General features: G+C 64.9%; 12 protein-coding genes and 5 pseudogenes. 10 read left to right on the forward strand and 7 right to left on the reverse strand.

Features of this window, described 5'->3' with window-relative positions:
* Window positions 1-15 precede the first annotated feature (15 nt).
* The 5 genes from ACTRWB_RS15830 to ACTRWB_RS15850 all read left to right on the forward strand — a co-directional run bounded on the left by ACTRWB_RS15830 (window position 16) and on the right by ACTRWB_RS15850 (window position 5,838).
* The gene (locus ACTRWB_RS15830; protein ID WP_446902417.1) at window positions 16-1,254 is read left to right on the forward strand and encodes a CaiB/BaiF CoA transferase family protein; all 1,239 of its coding nucleotides are present in this window, start codon (window positions 16-18) and stop codon (window positions 1,252-1,254) included.
* The gene (locus ACTRWB_RS15835; RefSeq protein ID WP_129518027.1) at window positions 1,251-2,123 is read left to right on the forward strand and encodes an HpcH/HpaI aldolase/citrate lyase family protein; all 873 of its coding nucleotides are present in this window, start codon (window positions 1,251-1,253) and stop codon (window positions 2,121-2,123) included. Before ACTRWB_RS15830 ends, ACTRWB_RS15835 begins: the two co-directional genes overlap by 4 nt.
* On the forward strand, window positions 2,120-3,601 hold the full coding sequence (locus ACTRWB_RS15840; protein ID WP_446902418.1) for an MmgE/PrpD family protein: 1,482 nt from the start codon (window positions 2,120-2,122) through the stop codon (window positions 3,599-3,601). Before ACTRWB_RS15835 ends, ACTRWB_RS15840 begins: the two co-directional genes overlap by 4 nt.
* Entirely contained in the window at window positions 3,598-4,617 is a 1,020-nt protein-coding gene (locus ACTRWB_RS15845; RefSeq protein ID WP_446902419.1) for a cyclase family protein, read from the forward strand. The genes ACTRWB_RS15840 and ACTRWB_RS15845 overlap by 4 nt, the downstream gene beginning before the upstream one ends.
* Before the next feature lie 291 nt (window positions 4,618-4,908).
* Complete coding sequence (locus ACTRWB_RS15850) at window positions 4,909-5,838, forward strand: LysR family transcriptional regulator (protein ID WP_446902420.1); 930 nt, start codon at window positions 4,909-4,911, stop codon at window positions 5,836-5,838.
* Here the strand turns inward: ACTRWB_RS15850 and ACTRWB_RS15855 are convergent.
* A pseudogene (locus tag ACTRWB_RS15855) lies at window positions 5,835-6,046 on the reverse strand (IS5/IS1182 family transposase); the annotation flags it as partial. The gene ACTRWB_RS15850 and the pseudogene ACTRWB_RS15855 overlap by 4 nt on opposite strands.
* Window positions 6,047-6,154: 108 nt before the next feature.
* On the opposite strand from ACTRWB_RS15855, the pseudogene ACTRWB_RS15860 reads away from it, so the two are divergent.
* Window positions 6,155-6,523, forward strand: a pseudogene (locus ACTRWB_RS15860) (IS6 family transposase); the annotation flags it as partial.
* A gap of 4 nt (window positions 6,524-6,527) precedes the next feature.
* Here the strand turns inward: ACTRWB_RS15860 and ACTRWB_RS15865 are convergent.
* Window positions 6,528-6,706, reverse strand: a pseudogene (locus ACTRWB_RS15865) (Tn3 family transposase); the annotation flags it as partial.
* A 107-nt stretch (window positions 6,707-6,813) separates the two neighbouring features.
* On the opposite strand from ACTRWB_RS15865, the gene ACTRWB_RS15870 reads away from it, so the two are divergent.
* Window positions 6,814-7,227 (forward strand): diacylglycerol kinase, encoded by a 414-nt coding sequence (locus ACTRWB_RS15870; RefSeq protein ID WP_446902421.1) that lies wholly within the window; start codon window positions 6,814-6,816, stop codon window positions 7,225-7,227.
* Between the two features lie 204 nt (window positions 7,228-7,431).
* Here the strand turns inward: ACTRWB_RS15870 and ACTRWB_RS15875 are convergent, their stop codons facing one another.
* Together ACTRWB_RS15875 and ACTRWB_RS15880 are read right to left on the reverse strand one after the other, a co-directional pair.
* Entirely contained in the window at window positions 7,432-8,757 is a 1,326-nt protein-coding gene (locus ACTRWB_RS15875; protein ID WP_446902422.1) for a ferric reductase-like transmembrane domain-containing protein, read from the reverse strand.
* Window positions 8,758-8,845: 88 nt separating this feature from the next.
* Window positions 8,846-10,485, reverse strand: a pseudogene (locus ACTRWB_RS15880) (Tn3 family transposase); the annotation flags it as partial.
* A gap of 31 nt (window positions 10,486-10,516) precedes the next feature.
* Here ACTRWB_RS15880 and ACTRWB_RS15885 point away from each other — a divergent pair.
* A pseudogene (locus tag ACTRWB_RS15885) lies at window positions 10,517-11,097 on the forward strand (IS5 family transposase); the annotation flags it as partial.
* A gap of 30 nt (window positions 11,098-11,127) precedes the next feature.
* Here ACTRWB_RS15885 and ACTRWB_RS15890 read toward each other — a convergent pair.
* The 3 genes from ACTRWB_RS15890 to ACTRWB_RS15900 form a co-directional block, all read right to left on the reverse strand.
* A complete protein-coding gene (locus ACTRWB_RS15890) occupies window positions 11,128-12,597 on the reverse strand; it encodes an MmgE/PrpD family protein (protein WP_446902423.1) in 1,470 nt (489 codons plus the stop codon).
* A gap of 44 nt (window positions 12,598-12,641) precedes the next feature.
* Window positions 12,642-13,724, reverse strand: coding sequence for a porin (locus ACTRWB_RS15895; protein WP_446902424.1), 1,083 nt, complete (start codon window positions 13,722-13,724; stop codon window positions 12,642-12,644).
* A gap of 190 nt (window positions 13,725-13,914) precedes the next feature.
* The gene (locus ACTRWB_RS15900) at window positions 13,915-14,817 is read right to left on the reverse strand and encodes an HpcH/HpaI aldolase/citrate lyase family protein (RefSeq protein WP_446902425.1); all 903 of its coding nucleotides are present in this window, start codon (window positions 14,815-14,817) and stop codon (window positions 13,915-13,917) included.
* A gap of 232 nt (window positions 14,818-15,049) precedes the next feature.
* On the opposite strand from ACTRWB_RS15900, the gene ACTRWB_RS15905 reads away from it, so the two are divergent.
* Window positions 15,050-15,814, forward strand: coding sequence for an IclR family transcriptional regulator (locus ACTRWB_RS15905; protein WP_446902426.1), 765 nt, complete (start codon window positions 15,050-15,052; stop codon window positions 15,812-15,814).
* 70 nt (window positions 15,815-15,884) lie between these two features.
* Entirely contained in the window at window positions 15,885-17,165 is a 1,281-nt protein-coding gene (locus tag ACTRWB_RS15910) for a CaiB/BaiF CoA transferase family protein (protein ID WP_446902427.1), read from the forward strand.
* Window positions 17,166-17,168 lie beyond the last annotated feature (3 nt).

A 17,168-nucleotide genomic window follows, 5' to 3' on the forward strand; every position in this document is an offset into this window, starting at 1 on the left:
TGACTGGAGAACGGCATGGCCACTGTGGAAATCGGGGACGTCGACGCCGGCGCGGCGTCGGACGCCTCCAAACGGGCGCCGCTCGACGGCATTCGCGTGATCGACGCCGCGACGCTGTTCGCGGGCCCGCTCTCGGCGACGATGCTCGCGGACTACGGCGCCGACGTGATCAAGGTCGAGCATCCGGACGGCGATCCGGCGCGCAAGTACGGCGCGCGTCGCGACGACGTGCCGTTGTGGTGGAAGGTGCTCGCGCGCAACAAGCGGGCGGTCACGCTGAATCTCGGCACGGCCGACGGCCAGCGGATCTTCCGCGAACTGGCAGCGCAGGCGGACGTGGTCGTCGAGAATTTCCGGCCCGGCACGCTTGAGCGCTGGGGGCTCGGTTACGACGTGCTGTCCGCGATCAACCCGCGGCTCGTGCTTGTGCGGGTGACGGGCTTCGGCCAGTTTGGCCCGTATGCGAGCCGGCCGGGCTTCGGCACGCTGGCCGAGGCGATGAGCGGGCTCGCGTCGATCACCGGCGAGGCGGACGGGCCGCCGCTCCTGCCGTCGTTTCCGCTTGCCGACACGGTCGCGGGGCTGACCGCCGCGTTTGCGATCATGACCGCGCTGAAGGCGCGCGAGCACACCGGGCGCGGCCAGGTCGTCGATCTCGCGATCATCGAGACGATGCTCGCCGCGATGGGCGCGCAGGTCGCGAGTTACGACCAGACGGGCCGGGTGCCCGAGCGCACCGGCAATCGTTCGCCGAACAACTCGCCGCGCGGTGTCTACCGCACGTCGGACGGCAAGTGGGTCGCGCTGTCGACGTCGGCGCACAGCATCGCCGAACGCGTGATGCGCCTCGTCGGCCGCGCGGACCTGATCGACGAACCGTGGTTCGCGAACGGCGCCGAGCGCGCGCAGCATGCGGACGAGCTGGATGCGGCGGTCGGCAGCTGGATCGGGCAGCGCACGCGCGACGAGGTGATCGCCGAATTCGAGCGCGCGCAGGCGGCGGTCGCGCCGATCTACGACGTCGCCGACGTGCTGCGCGATCCGCAGTACGCGGCGCTCGGCTCGGTCGTGTCGGTGCCCGACGCGGAGCTTGGCGCGTTCCGCACGCACAACGTGCCGTTCCGGCTGTCCGACACGCCCGGCGCGATCCGCTGGGGAGGACCTGCGCGCGGCACGCACAACGACGAAGTATTCGGCGCATTGGGACTGGAGCGGCGCGAGATCGCCGATCTGACCGAACGAGGGGTTCTATGAAAACCAGCGCAACTTACCGCAGTTACCTTTACGTGCCCGCGCACAAGGCGCAGGTGGTGGAAAAGGCGTATGCAAGCGAAGCCGATGCCATCGTGCTCGACCTCGAGGATGCCGTGCCGGCCAGCCACAAGGCCGAGGCACGCCAGGCGGCCGCCGCGATTCTCGCGGAAGGCCCGCCGAAGCCGACCTACGTGCGGATCAACCCGATCGGCAGCCCGTGGTGCCGCGATGACGTCGAGGCGATTGCGCAGCCGGCACTGCAGGCGCTGCGCCTGCCGAAATGCGATCTGCCGCAGCATATCCAGGAGGTCGCGGGCTGGCTTGACGCGCTCGGCTGCGATGCGGGCATCCAGATCCTGATCGAGTCGGCGTACGGCGTCGAGACGGCTTACCAGCTCGCGACCGCGTCGCCGCGGCTCGAACGGATCGGGCTCGGCGAGAGCGACCTGCGCGCGGACCTGCAGATCGGCGTCGACAACTTCACGCTCGAGGTGTGCCGCGCGCGCTGCGTGGTCGTGTCGCGCGCGGCGGGGCTGAACGGGCCGATCCAGACGGTCTATCACACGCTGCCCGATCTCGACGGGCTGAAGGAATCGACGCTGCGCGCGAAATCGATGGGGTTCCTCGGCCGCTTCGCGATTCATCCGTCGCAGCTCGCGGTGATCAACGAGGTGTTCACGCCGTCGGAGGACGAGATCCGCGCGGCCGAGCGCGTGCTCGAGGCGGTCGATGCGGCGGCCGGCAAGGCCTCGGCGTCGTCGGTATTCGTGCTGCCGGACGGCCGCGTGGTCGCGCCGCCGCTGATCGCCAACGCACGCGTGACGCTCGCGCTCGCGAACAATCTTCGACTCAGTGGAGCACTGGCATGAGCACACCCGAAACGCTTTCCGCTCCGGCGGAGGCCGCGACGAACCGGCCCGCGCCGCCCGACGGCATCGTCGGCGCGCTCGGCCGCTTTGCGGCGGAGGTGCGCGCCGAAGGGCTGGATCGCTGGCTGCGCGTCGAGGCCGCCGCGCGCGTGCTCGACGTGGTCGGCAACAGCCTGATCGCGCACGACGAACCGGTCGCGCAGTCGGTGCTGCAGGTCGCGCGGCGCTGGGGCGGCAACGGCCCGGCGAGCGTGATCGGCGCGCCCGACCGGTTGCCGGCCGCGAGCGCCGCGCTCGTCAACGGCACGCTTGCGCATGCGATGGATTTCGACGATTCGCACATGCGCTCGGTGCTGCATCCGAGCGCATCCGTGATTCCGGCCGCGCTCGCCGCCGCGCAGGCGAGCGGCGCGTCGGGTGCGGCGCTGCTCGATGCGATCACGGTCGGCACCGAGGTGTGCATCCGGCTCGGCGTTGCCGCTTACAACGAGCGGCTCGGCAATTCGGTGTTCTTCGAGCGCGGCCAGCACGCGACGTCGATCTGCGGCACGGTCGGCGCGGCGGCGGCCGCGGCGATGCTGTTCGGGCTCGACGCCGCGCAGATCGCGGCGGCGCTCGGCATTGCCGCGAGCATGGGCGCGGGCCTGCTCGAAGCGAACCGCACCGGCGGCTCGGTGAAGCGGATCCACTGCGGCTGGGCGGCGCACGCGGGTGTGAGTGCGGCGGAACTGGCGGGCGCGGGCGTGACCGCGCCGCCGACCGCGCTCGAAGGCCGCTTCGGTTTCTTCCACGCGTGGTGTGGGGACCTCGCCGACGTCGACGCGGTGCTGCGCGGCCTCGGCGACGAATGGGAGACAAGCCGGATCATCTTCAAGCCCTATCCGTGCAACCACTTCACGCATCCGGGCATCGACGCGGCGCTGCAACTGAAGGCGCAAGGCGTGACGGCGGACGACGTGGTGTCGGCCGAGCTTCGGGTCGCGACGTCGACGCTGCGCACGATCGGCGAGCCGGCGGAGCTGAAGGCGAATCCGCCGACCGGTTATGCGGCGGCGTTCTCGGGGCCGTATACGGTCGCGGCGGCGCTGCTCGGCGGCGGCGGGCTTGGCGTCTGGTTCGACGATTTCGACGATGCGCTTGCGCAGGACCCCGCACGGCGCGCGCTGGCCGCGAAGGTGCGCTGCGTGGCCGATCCGTGGTGCGACACGCGCTTTCCGAACTTCCTGCCGGCCGTGCTGCGCGTCGAGCTGCGCGACGGGCAGGTGCGCGAGGCGCGGATCGAATCGAGCAAGGGCACGAATTCGCGGCCGCTGACCGAACAGGAGCTCACCGCGAAATTCGTGCTGGCGGCGAGTTCGGCGCTCGACATGGAGCGCGCGCTCGCGCTGCGCGACGCAGTGCAGGCGCTCGCCGACGATGCGCCGCTCGACGGGCTTGCGGCGCTGACGTCAGGTACTGAAGGAGGGCACCGATCTTGAATGCACCCCGCTGGAAAAAGCGGCCGCCCGGCTCGAACTGGGGCGATTTCGGTCCCGACGATCAGAAGGGGCGGCTGAACTGGCTGACGCCGGACAAGGTGCGGCAGGGCGTCGCCGAAGTCCGGGAAGGGCTGTCATTCTCGCTGAGCCTGCCGCTCGACGTGCCGCGCGGCGGCGGGCTGAACGCGCGGCGCCGGCCGCCGACGATCATGCCGGCACTGCTCGGCGACAAGCCGTACTTCGGCTATCGGGCCGACGAACAGGTTGCCAACGCAACCGACGTGGTCTGCGACGACTCGTTCTGCATGCACTCGCAGTTCTCGACGCAATGGGACGGCCTGTCGCACGTGGGTGGCGTGTTCGACGCGGACGACGACGGCGTGCCTGAAATCGTGTTCTACAACGGTTTCCGGATGGGCGAACATCTGCGGGTGCCGCAGGAGGGCGACGCGACGGGCGGCGCGCGCGCGCTCGGCATCGAGGTGATGGCGCAGACGGGTGTGCAGGGGCGCGGCGTGCTGATCGACCTGCGGCGTCATTTCGGCGATGCGCGCACGAAGGTCGGCTTCGCGCAGTTGATGCAGGTGATGGAGGCGGACCGCGTGCAGGTCGAGCGCGGCGACATCGTCTGCATTCACACCGGCTTCGCCGATCTGCTGCTGAACGACGACGGCGGATCGCCGGCGACGGTCGCGAGCGCATGCGTGCTGGACAGCAGCGATCCGCGGCTGCTGCAGTGGATCGACGAATCGGGGCTGGCCGCGCTCGTGGCCGACAACCATGCGATCGAGGAACGCCCGCAGCATGCGCAGCCGCTCCCGCAGCCGGGCGCACTGATGCCGCTGCACGAGCTGTGCCTGTTCAAGCTCGGCATTCACCTCGGCGAGCTGTGGCACCTGACGCCGCTCGCGAACTGGCTGCATGCGCATGGCCGGAACCGGTTTCTGCTGACCGCGCCGCCGTTGCATATCCGCGGCCTGGTCGGCGCGCCGGCGAATCCTGTCGCGACCGTTTGACCCTGCGGGCGGCGGCTGTGGCGGCGGCTGCCCGCATTTTTTGCAACGCGACCGGGTTGCGAAAATCGCGAATTAAATGTCCGATTGGCACGGTATTCAGAAGAATCGACACGAAACGGACCCATTAATTTAAAAACTTAACCAATATCGTCCGATACCTAAAAATATAGATACGTCAAGATTGGACTATTCTTGTGCATTGCACTAAATATCTGGGGATTGCTCCGATTGCAGAATTTCGCAATCGTAATCGGAGGCGGTGATTAACCTGTTTAGTGGATGGTCGCAAACATGAATCTACGTTCGATCGATCTGAACCTGCTGGTCATACTCGATGCGCTATTGACGGAGAAGCAGGTCACACGGGCCGGCCAGAAGGTCGGCCTCACGCAGCCGGCCGTCAGCAACGCGCTGGCGCGGCTGCGATTCCTGTTCAAGGACGAGATTCTCGCGCGCACGGCGGTCGGCATGGAGTTGACGCCGCGCGCGCAGGCGCTGGCCATGCCGATTCGACAAATCATGCAACAAATCGAGGAATTATTTGAATCGGATTATCAATTCAATCCTTTTACGTCCGAGCGCCATTTTACGGTGCGCATGTCGGATCTCACCGAATTGCTTTTGCTGCCGGCCCTGCTGCGCTGCATGCGATTGACCAGCCCGAATATCGGCATGGACGTCGTGCACATGAGCGCCACTAGGACCGCCGACGCGCTCGAATCGGGGCTGCTCGACCTGGCGATCAGCGCCGGCCTCGAACATTCGGGCACGCTGTCGTCGCGCATCGTGTTTCATGACCGGATGGTCTGCGTGATGAGTTGCAGCCATCCGGACGCGGGCGCGCCGCTGACGCTCGAGCGATTCCTCGCGCTCGACTTCCTCAACGTGACGATCAACCCGGTCGACCACAGCCTGATCGACAACCTGCTCGCGACGATGAACTGCACACGGCGCATCGCGCTCAACGTGCCGCACTGGCTCGTCGTGCCGAACATGCTGGATGCGCTGCCGTACGCGGTGATCATGTCGGAGCGGCATGCGCTGAGCCTCGACGATGCGCGGCTCGTGATCCGCGAACTGCCGCTCGCGATGGAGCCCGTCGCTTGGTCGCTGTACTGGCACCGCCGCTACGACGGCAGCAACGCGCACGCGTGGCTGCGCGGCCGCATCATCGAGGTCGCGGAAGCGCTCGAACGGCACGTCGTCGCGGCGGTGGCTTAGAGTCGCTGACACAAGTCATCCACGAAGCGTGAACAGATGACGGCGGCAGTCAGGAAAACAAGAACGAGATGAATATCGAGTCGGCGCTCGAAGCGAATCCGAAGTTTGCCGAAGCCAGCGAACCAAGCAGCGTTCGCTCGACAACCCAGCGATGTCGTCCGAGCCGCTCGCTGCTTTCCACGCCGCGACGGGCGATACGAGCCTTGATGTGCGGTGGACGGGCGCCTGGCCCGGGATGCCCGGTGCGGTGCCCGTCCTCCGCGTGCCGTCACAGCGGCGACAATCACGCTGGGCCCAAGTCTAGTACGACAGCCGGCTTTATCACGGTCACCGCTTTCCGGCCGCCGTCATCGGTTGCGCAGTACGTTGGTATTTTCGCTTTCAGTTGAGCCTGCGCGACATTGAAGAGTTGCGTTTTGAGCGCGGGGTGATCGTCAGCTACGAAACTATCCGGGGCTGGGCCGACAAGTTCAGCGCGAGGTTCGCGCATCGGGTCAAGGCTGCGCGTCGCAAACCGGGCTCGACCTGGCACCTCGACGAAATGTTCGTGACACTGTGCGGCGAGCCCTATCTGCTGTGGCGAGCGGTCGATCAGCACGGTGTCGAGCTCGATATCCTGCTGCAGAAACGTCGGGACAAGGTGGCAGCCAAACGGTTTTCAAAGCGTGTTTTTGCAGCTTGTCCGAAAGAATCTTCTTCATTGGGTCCAGCCAGTAGTCGCTGAACCAGTTGATATGGTTCTTCCCGTATGGCGAGAGCACTTTCAGTACCTCGGCGTCGATCGGATGCCCTTTCGCCTGCAGTTCCTTGAGCGTGCGCGACGTCCGCTGCACGTTGTGGAGGACATCATGTTTGCGACGAGCTGGTCGAGGGGATGGCCGGGGTTCAAAAAAATCCCTCCGCATCTCGGACCCCGAGTTCCATCTACAATCAACAATCCTGACCAACCTGCACAATGTCAACGATCAAGCACTCATGACCGATTCCACCGAGTCTTCCAAACCCGTACCGGCCAAGCGCCGCGGTCCGCTACGCGCGCTCTTTGCGCTTCGCTATTCGTGGAATGGCGTCGTCGAAACCTTTCGGGCCGAGAGTGCGTTCCGGCAGGAGGTAGCGTTTGGGGTGGTCCTGCTGCCCTGCGCGGTACTCGTGCCGGTTAGCTCGGTCGAGCGTGTGCTGCTGATCGTTTCGGTGCTGCTGGTGCTGCTCGTCGAATTGCTGAATTCGAGCATCGAAGCCGCCATCGATCGCATCTCGCTGACCCGGCACGAACTGTCGAGGCGCGCAAAAGATTGCGGCAGCGCCGCCGTGACGATGTCGCTACTGATCTGCGCGGTGACATGGGGCCTGCTGTGCGGGCCGCTTCTCCTGCATTGGCTGCGCACCTGAGTGGCGGGTGCGGTAACGGTACGCTGCTCGACGCGCTGAACGCCGGTCCATGTGGGGCCGGTCACAACCTGCTTCTGGTCCTGTGAACACTTCAGCTTTTTCCGCCTTGCTTCTCGTCTTCTGCTCACCAGCAGCATTGCCACAACGTCAGCGCCCGTGAGGCAGGGTGTCGCGTGAAAAATTTGGTCAGGTTCACTACGGAAATCAGAAACTCTCCGTTCTGAACTTGAACCCATAAGGCTTGGTGGCACTGCGCAGATGGCTCGACATGATGCGATTGCCACAGAAAAACACCGTCGCCGGGGAATTTTTTTCATTCAGTGCCGCCAGGGCTTTGAACTCATCGTTCCAGTCTATCTTTCTCTGATAGATAAACGGTTGGTTGAGCATGGCGTCGTTGCTATCCTTGCCAGCAATGAGATTCAACTCAAGAACGTCGAATAATTGTTCGTGTAATTTCAATAGAAGCGAATGAAATTCAGCGAAGTTCCGGGCGTCACGTTCCAGCCAGTACAGCACAATTTTCTGGTGGAAGCCTGTTGGCTTATCAAGCAGATCGTTAAAAAATGAGATAAATGGCGTGATACCGATCCCTGATGCGATGATGATGCTGTGCGAGCATTCGAGTAACTCTCGACTCGGGCTGGCAAAAGGGCCGTCGATACGAATCTGGCTGCCGACCTTTAATTTTGTCAAGCTTTGCGTCCACGTCCCGCAGCGCCTTACTGTGAAGGTCAAATCCCCTCGATTCGCGGGAGCATTGACTAATGAAAATGGATGCCACTCCAGTCTGGAGATGGAAGGTACGCATAAGAAGGCGTAATCGCCAGCCTGATAGGAAAAAAATTCCGGGCGGGTCAGGGTAATATGTGTATCGTCACGAACATGATCTATTTTTGCAACAGTCGCTGACTTTGTCATCCAGAAGAACCGGATAAATCGATCGGACAGGTAGAGAAAAAATGGAAGGCAGGTCCAATATGCGAATTTGGGTGCATGCCAGAAACAGAGTGACACAAAAGGAATAAACAGGTAGTGACTATAATAAAAATATTCGAATTTCTTTGATTTCCGGCTGTACGCTCCACATACCAGCAAAAACAGCAAAAAAGTCAGCGCGATACCGGTGCTGTTAGCCGGTCGTGATTTGATATTTGCGAGCCATGTCTGACCATTTCCCCCATAGAGAGCGAGATAGGCCAGCACGTGAACGAGTGAGAAAAAGGTCAGCGTGTAGGCAATGATAATATGTGCTTCTATTGCGTAGTGTAGCGGCAGGATGCCGGTAATTTTTCGAACCATATTATTGGAAAGAAAAAAACGTAACATCGGCAAAAAAATCAAAGCACTATTAAAATAGATCGCTGCGGCCGATGCGCGAGCAAGCCTGACCTCCATCGGCGCATTCAATGCAGCATAATGCTGATATGCGATGGCGCAAACAAATAGGGTCGCCATGGTGTATAGCGAGAGAACCATGGATTTTCGTTTGTTTCTCAGGATAGACAGCAGCAGGTTGCTATTGATCATGATCTTTTATTCCGCATTGTATGGATATATCCAGGTGCACTGACCTTGAGGGGCGGCCGGGATTCGCTAATTTTTCGCCAAAACTGCATCAAGCAGCTGTCTTGTAAGCGAAATTGATCGTTGGGTCGAGCGGAATAATATTCTTCATTAGGTCCAGCCAGTAGTTGCCGAACCGGTTGATATGGTCCTTCCTGTATGGCGAGAGCACTTTCAGTACCTCGGCATCGATCGAGTGCACTTTCGCCTGCAACTCCTTAAGCGTGCGTGACATCCACTGTACGTTGTAGAGGATCGCCATGTTTGCGACAAGCTGGTTGTACTTGATGTACCTTATGCTGCTCGTGCCGTATGTTTTCGGCGATGATGCCTTCGCCTCCGAACATCAACCATTGCGCGAAGCCGTTGAACTGTTCGCTCTTGTTGGTTGCCGCGTGAATCGTGCGGCGTATTTCGGGGCCGTTAATGTACCTGAGCAGGAACAGCGCACGGATCACGCGGCCGAGTTCACGGAGCGCAAAAAAATGCAGCTTGTTCTTCACGCTCTCGGAGCCCAGCCAACGCAGGATCGTCGACGGCGTCATCTTACCCGCCTTGATCGAGATCGCGACGCGCAGCATGCCGGGAGAATGGCGCTCGATCAGTTCCCAGTCGACGGATTCGCGAAACAGTGATTTGATGTTTTGATAGTGCTTGTCCCGGTCGGCCTTGTAGAACCTCAGGTCCTTGATGTTGCGGATACGTGGCATCAGGTTGATTCCGAGCAGGTGCGCGAGACCGAGTACCGGTGCACTTTGCGCCTGCGTGTCGCTGTGAACGGTGTCGGGCTGCACGTCGGAGGTATTTTTGATCAGCCCATCGAGAATGTAGACGGCCTCATGCACGGCGCACGGGATGGAGTGGCTGAACCGTGCGATGTACATGTCCGACACGTGATAGTAGCCGATCCCGCCGTAGCCGCCATATCGGATGTGGTATTCGGACAGCAGGTTCTGCTCGTAGAGGTTCCACTTCGTGCCGTCGGCCGATACCTGCCTGCCGGAACCCCGGAATTTCGGCAGCGCAAACTGGTTGTACGCATTGATGACCTTGACGATTGCCTTGTCGAGCCGCTCTTCGGTGACGTACCGCAGGTTTAGCCACGCGACCTGTTTGCGCGTCAAATTCTTGACGCAACGCGCGGTCTGGCTGGGGCGGAGATTGCAGCCATAGCAGAACAGCGTCGCGATGAAGCGCTTGTGCGGATCGTCAATCTTCTCTTCGAAGCCCGAGAGCGGACCGAAGAGCTTTTCAAGATCGAGCCACTGCTCGGTTTCGGTGAGCATCTCGAGAATGCTGACGGGTCGCATTGATGCCGTGATGGCCTGATCGATCAGCTTCTTGTTCGGTGGGTCGGGTTCCTTGTCGATCTTGTGAAGAATGAGGCCCTGCTCGCCGATCTCGACGTGGCTGTTCTCCGGAAAGCCGGCGTCAATCTCGTCGGCCCGCGTGCTGAGCTGGTCGCGCAGGTCTTTGACGACGGCGCGACTATCGACCGGCATCCCGACGATGCTCGCCGTAGCGCGGCAGTTCCTCATGGAATTCTTCCCACGACACCTGATGCTCGCGGGGGTCGTCGTACGGGTCGCTCTGCTCGACGTAGACGTCGCCGGGGTTGAATTCACGCATGAGCTGGCTGAACACGCACAGTTCAAAATACTTGCGGTGCAGCAGCCGGACGGACCGGCCATCCGTCGGCAATTCGTTTTCTTCGCGTTCGTAAGCCGCGGGCGTGTGGGAGCGATTGCATCTGGCGATGCTTCGTCGATTACGTGAACACGACCAGATTGATTGGGAGCGCGCAAGCCTCGATGGCGCCAGTGTCTCCAGCCCCCGGGGGGCCAGGAAACCGGCCCCACCCCGACGGATCGGGGAAAGCTTGGTTCGAAACGGCACATCGTCGTAGACGCACGCGGCATCCCTCTGGCTGTCACGGTCACGGGCGCCAACCGACACGATTCGATGGCATTCGAGCCCACGCTTGATGCCATCCCGGCGGTGCCGGGCTTGAGCGGCCAGCCCCGCAAACGTCCGGGCAAGTTGCATGCAGACAAGGGCCATGACTTCGCTCGCTGCCGGCGTTATCTGAAGCAGCGTGGCATCAAGGCCCGTATCGCCCGTCGCGGCGTGGAAAGCAGCGAGCGGCTCGGACGACATCGGTGGGTCGTCGAGCGCACGTATGCATGGTTTGCGGGTTTCGGCAAACTGCGTATTCGCTTTGAGCGCCGACTTGATATTCATGTTGCGCTTCTCTTCCTGACCGCCGCCGTCATCTGCTCGCGCTTCGTGGATGACTTGTGTTAGCGACTCTTAGGCGTAGGCCGGGCACGCCGGTCAGCCGACGACGAGCAGCGGCGGTAGCGTCGCGACATCGGGCTGCTCGTCGAGCCGCCACAGGTAATCGAGCGCCGCGCGAATCTGTGCCGGGTTCCAGTGCCGGCGGCAGTTCTTCGTGAACTTTGCGACGTAGTCGTCGCGCCGCATCGGCCGCGTCGGCGAGCCGGGCAGGTCGTCCACCTGCTTCGTGCAGGTCGTGCCGTCTTCGCACACGGCCGTCACGCGATTCGGTGCCTGCGCCGGATAACGCGCGGTCAGCGCCGGGTCCTCGCGCACCGTGATCCGCTCGATCAGCGCGCGCAGCGCCGGATCCTGCAGCGCGTCGTGCCGATAGCTCTCGGTCGTGATGTCGCCGTCGAGCATCGCGCGCGCGACGATGTACGGCAGGCTGTGATCGGCGGTCTCGTGGGTCGACGGCGCCCATTTTTCGCGGTCGCGGCCGGCCGTCACGTAGCCGACCTCGGTCGTGTCGATCTCGATGCGCTGGATGCGGCGCAGGTCGCCGACCTGCGCGGCGACGTCGACCGCGGCCGGAATCGCCGTTTGCGTGAGCCCCTGGGCGGGATAGAACTTCACGAAGCATTTGCCGATCCTGAATGCGCCGCCGCGCCCGCCGAATTCGCGCGTGTCGACCGCGAACGGCCCGGACACCTGTGGAAAGAACCCCGCCATGCCTTCGAAGATCGGCGCGGGGCCGGTCAGCCCGGCGCGCGCGAGCTGCGTCGAGAACACCGCGTTGCGCGCCGCGTCCGCATCGGCGAGCGCCTTCCAGTTCGACAACTGCTGGACGCGCGTCTGGTTCAGCGCGAGATGGCTGTTGATCGACAGGTTCACCGCCTGCACCAGCTGCGGCGCGGGCATGCGCATCAGCTTGCCCGCGGCGAGCGCGACCGCGGGCAGGCTGTAGCACGTGTGGTCCCAGCCGCGCGGGCTGATCGCGGCGGCATCCATCAGCCGGCACGCGATCTCGTACGCGATCGCGATCGACAGGATCAGGTCGCGGCCGTTCGCATGCTGCGCTTCGGCGACGGCGAGGCACGCGGACATGTTGTCGCTCGGATGGCCGGTCTCCTTGCCGGCGTAGGCGTCGTTGAAATCGTAGTAGCGCAGCGCGGTGCCGGTCGCGAACGCGGCGAGATCGGGGCTCGTGCGCTCGCGGGTGCCGACGATCGTCGACACGCCGCCCGGCGACGCAAGCGCCACATCGCGCGCGATCCGCACCGGGCGTTCGTCGTGTGCGGCGATCGCGCAGCCGAGCGCGTCGATCAGGTGCGCCTTGATCGTCTCGATCGTCGTGTCGTCGAGGTCGCGATACTGCAGCCCGGCCGCGTAGTCGGCGAGCTGCTGCGCGAGATCGGGGCGGCCGGTGGTGATGCCGGCGGCCGGGAGCGCGCCGGCGCGGGCGTGGGCGAACGGCAGCGCGAGCGCCGTGCCGGTCAGCGTGGAAAGGAAGTGGCGGCGGTTCATGGTGCGTGGCTCCGGAGGTTCCTGAAACGGGGGGAGAGGCGGGCTCAGAACAGCTTGCGCAGGCCGAGTGCCGCGCCCGCGCTGCTGGCGCGGTCGCCGGCCAGCGTGTAGTGGAGAAAGTTGTAGTTGTAGTTGTCGAAATCGAGCGCGGCGCGGCGCGCGTAGCCGCCCGCCAGGTACACCGTGACGGCTTTCGACAGGAAGTAGTTCAACTGCAGCGTGACCTGCTGCGGGTTCGCCGGGTGCGGTGCGGGTGTCTGCGCGTTCGGCGGATTCTGCGCGCGGATGTCCTCGTAATAGAACGCGCCGATCGCCTGCAGGAAAGGGGTGATCGCGTAGCGCACGCCGGCCCACCAGAACGTGTAGCGCGTCACGACCGATGGCGCGGCGACGCCGCTCTGTCCGTGCGTGACGCCGGCCAGCAGTTGCACGCGGTCGATCGACGCGATCGCGGCGGCGGCGTAGCGGCGGAAATGCGCGAAGCCGCCCGGCTGCGGCGTGTTGACGTTGTCGAACGCGGCGGCGACCGAGAATGCGTCGCCGACATAGTCGAAGCCGGCGCCGTAGGCGGCGTTCGACTGGAACGCGCCGGGCGTGCCGCCGAACGAATAGTGCGTTTCGAGCGTCAGCGCGCCGATCTTCGCGAGGTACTTGGCGACGTTGTTCTCGCGGAAGTTGACGCCGACGATCGCACCGGCCGGCTCGTACAGCGTCGAGTACGCGCCCGTCGGCGAATAGTGCTCCATGACGTCGAACAGCGTCGTGTACTGGTGGCCGAGCCGCAGCGCGCCCCAGCACTCGTGCTGCAGCCCGACCCATGCGGAGCGGTCGAAGCCGCCCGCGCCGGTGCCGGTGCCGTTGTTCAGGTTGATGCCGCTTTCGAGCCGAAACGCGGCCTGCCAGCCGCCGCCGAGTTCCTCGACGCCCTTCAGGCCCCAGCGCGAGCCGCTCTTGCCGCCCGACGCCATCCGCACGAGCGATGCCGACGCGTTATTGCCGGGCGCGGCCTGGTGGGTGAGGAATTCCGTATAGACGTCGGCCACGCCATACAGCGTGATCGTGTTCTGCGCGCAGGCGCTGGCCGATACGAGGCCCAGTCCGCACAGTGCGGACATCCGCTTGCCCATGGCTTGTCTCCTTCGTGGGTTTATTTATTGGATTGCGGCGCCGCGCCGGTCGAGCGGCGCGGCGGTGCTGCGGGGCGACGCTATCCGGGCCGGGCGGTGAACGGGTGGCGTCGTGGCGCAACGCACGCGCGTTTCGCGCGACCTGCGCATGCGCAGGGATGAGGCGCGGTAATGAAGGGTTGAGCGCGCATTACCGGGGCGTGGCGCCGGTACGCGCTTCGACGGCCGCGTGACGCGCGAGCACGCGCTTCGCGCGGGCGACGCCGGGTGCGTCGACCATCCTGCCGTCGACGCGCAGCGCGCCGCGTCCGTTCGCGCGTGCGTCGTCGTAGGCGGCCAGTACCGCGTTCGCGTCGCGCACCGCGCCGTCGTCGGGCCGGAACGCGCGGTTGAGCGCGCCGACCTGCAGCGGATGGATGCAGGTCGCGCCCGCATAGCCAAGCTCCGCGGACATGCGCGCGATGCGCTCGAACGCGTCGAGATCGCGCAGCTCGTCGAGGCCGCCGACGAGGCCGAGCGGCAGGATGCCGGCCGCGCGCGCGGCGATGATCAGCAACTGCTTCGGCACGCGCAGCACGTCGGCGCTCGCGCCGCTTTCGCAGTTCAGCGCGAAGTCGCCGCCGCCCAGCATCATCGCGACGACGCGCGGCGACGCCCGCGCGATCCGGTCCATCGCCTGGAACGCGCGCGGCGTTTCGACGATCGCGACGATCCGCGTGCCGCCGGGCGGTGCGCCGGTTTCCTCTTCGAGCGCGGCCAGCAGCTCGTCGATCGCCTCGACGTGCGAGCTGCCGCGCACCTTCGGCAGCACGACGCCGTCCACGCCGGCCCGGACGGCCGCGCGCAGGTCGGGCACCAGCAGGTCGAGCGGGCCGTTGGCGCGCACCAGCACGTCGCGGCCGGGCGTGCGCAACGCCGGCACGGCGTCGGCCAGCCCGTCGCGGGCGGCCGCCTTGCACGCGGCCGGGACGCTGTCCTCGAGATCGAGGATCAGCGCGTCGGCGTCGCTCGCGGCGGCCGATGCGACGAAACGGGGGACGTGGGCGGGGACGTACAGCAGCGAGCGCCAGACAGGTTGATGCGAAGAATCCATCGTTGATCTCTAAAAATGAAAGTCACTTTCATTTTTGTGATGGATGATGGCATTCGTCAAGATTATCGTTAACGCCTAGTTTCAAAGGAGATTGCGCGACGATGAGCGAACGAAGCCGTACGGATTCATGTTGATGTCATCGATGATCTGCGTATAATGAAAGTGACTTTCATTTTTCGAGTGCCGGCCAACACGGCGCTGGCACCGATGCCCGGCATCGCAAGAGGTGGACATGAGCAAGGTGGAGACAAGCAATCCGGCAGAAGGCGGCGTGGCCGCGGTCAACCGCGCGCTGACCGCGCTGCTGGTGTTCGGCAACGCGCCCGGCGGGCTGATGCTCGCGCAGGTCAGCGAGGAGACGGGGCTCAACATGAGCACGCTGTTGCGGATGTTCGAGTCGCTCGAGCAGTTCCGCTTCATCAAGCGCCTGCCGGACGGGCGCTACGTGTTGGGGCCCGCCGTGTTCCAGCTGGGGATGATGTATCGCGAGTCGTTCCAGCTGCGCGAGTACGTGATGCCGATCCTGTCGACGCTGTCGGCGGAAACCGGCGAGACGGCCGCGTTCTACGTGCGCGAAGGCGACCAGCGCGTGTGCCTGTTCCGCATCCAGGCGCAGCGCTCGGTGCGCACGCATCTGCGCGAGGGCGACCGCTTCCCGCTCGACGTCGGCGCGGCCGGGCGCGTGCTGCTCGCGTTCAGCGGCACGCGCGGCGGCGACTACGAGAAGACGGCCGAGCAGGGCTATGCGGTATCGATCGCCGAACGAGACCCGGAAAGCGCGGCGATCGCGTGCCCGGCGTTCGGTGTCGGCCGCGTGCTGAGCGGTGCGATCTCGCTCGGCGTGCCGCGTTATCGCTTCAACAAGAAGGTGCTGGCCGACTACCTGCCGCGCGTGCAGGCCGCCGCCGCCGAGCTGACGCATGCGCTGGGCGGCGATCTGCCCGCCGCGGGCGCGGCGTTCCGCTCGGCCGACCAGCTCGGCGCGCTGCTCGAGTAGCGCCGTGCGCGGTTGAGCGCGCACTTCGAAGTCCGTATCGAACGACGCACACACCAACCAGGAGACAAGCATGTTCGTTCCCGACCCGCAGGCCGCGCACGCGGCCGGCGCGCGCCGTCGCGCGTCCACCGGCCCGATCCATCCGAAACCGTTCGACGCCGGCGCGCAGGGGCCGCTCGCGGGCGTACGCGTCGTCGACCTGTCGCGTCTGATGGCGGGCAACATGCTGAGCGTGCAGCTCGCCGATTTCGGCGCGGACGTCGTGAAGGTCGAGAGCGAGCGCGGCGATACGCTGCGCGCGGTCGGCGCGGGCGGGATCAGCACGAACTGGAAGGTGTACGGGCGCAACAAGCGCAGCGTGTGCGTCGACCTGCGCACGCCCGAGGGGATCGACATCGTCCGCCGGCTGGTGCGTGACGCGGACGTGTTCGTCGAGAGTTTCAAGCCCGGCGTCGCCGAGAAGATGGGGCTCGGCCCGGACGACCTGCTCGCGATCCGGCCGGAACTGGTGATCGCGCGGATCTCCGGCTGGGGGCAGACGGGGCCGTACCGCCACAAGCCGGGCTTCGGCACGCTCGCGGAAGGGTATGCGGGGTTCGCGGCGATCAACGGCTTCGCCGATCGCGAGCCGGTGCTGCCGCCGATGTTCCTCGGCGACATGACGGCCGGGTTGTCCGGCGCGCTTGCCGTGCTGGTCGCGCTGCATGCGCGCGACGCGCACGGCGCGGCGGGGCAGGTGATCGACGTGTCGCTGTTCGAGCCGCTGCTGTCGATCCTCGGGCCGGCCGCCGCGAACTACGTGATGACCGGCGAGATCAAGGCGCGCACCGGCAGCCGTTCGTCGAACACCGCGCCACGCAACGCGTATCGCACCCGCGACGGCAAGTGGCTGTGCCTGTCGAGCTCGACGCAGGCGATGGCCGAGCGGCTGTTCCGCGCGATCGGCCGCGCGGAGCTGATCGACGATCCACGCTACGCGACCAACGTGCAGCGTGTGCAGCACGCGGAGGCGCTCGATGCGATCGTCGGCGAATTCATCGCCGCACGCGATCTCGACGCCAATCTCGCGTTCTTCGAAGAAGCGGGCGTGACGGTCGGGCCGATCCAGGACATCGCGCAGATCGTTCAGGATCACTACGTGATCGAACGCGAGGCGCTCGTCGAACTGCCGGACGACGACGTCGGCAGCCTGCCGATGCACAACATCACGCCGCGCCTGTCAGCCACGCCCGGTACGTTCCGCCGGCCGGCGCCCGCGCTCGGCGAGAACAATCGCGAGATCCTGCTGCCGCTGCTCGGCGAACAGGAATACGAGCGGCTCGCCGGGCTGGGCGTGATCCGCACGCGCTAGCCG

The organism is Burkholderia sp. YIM B11467, assembly GCF_052952715.1.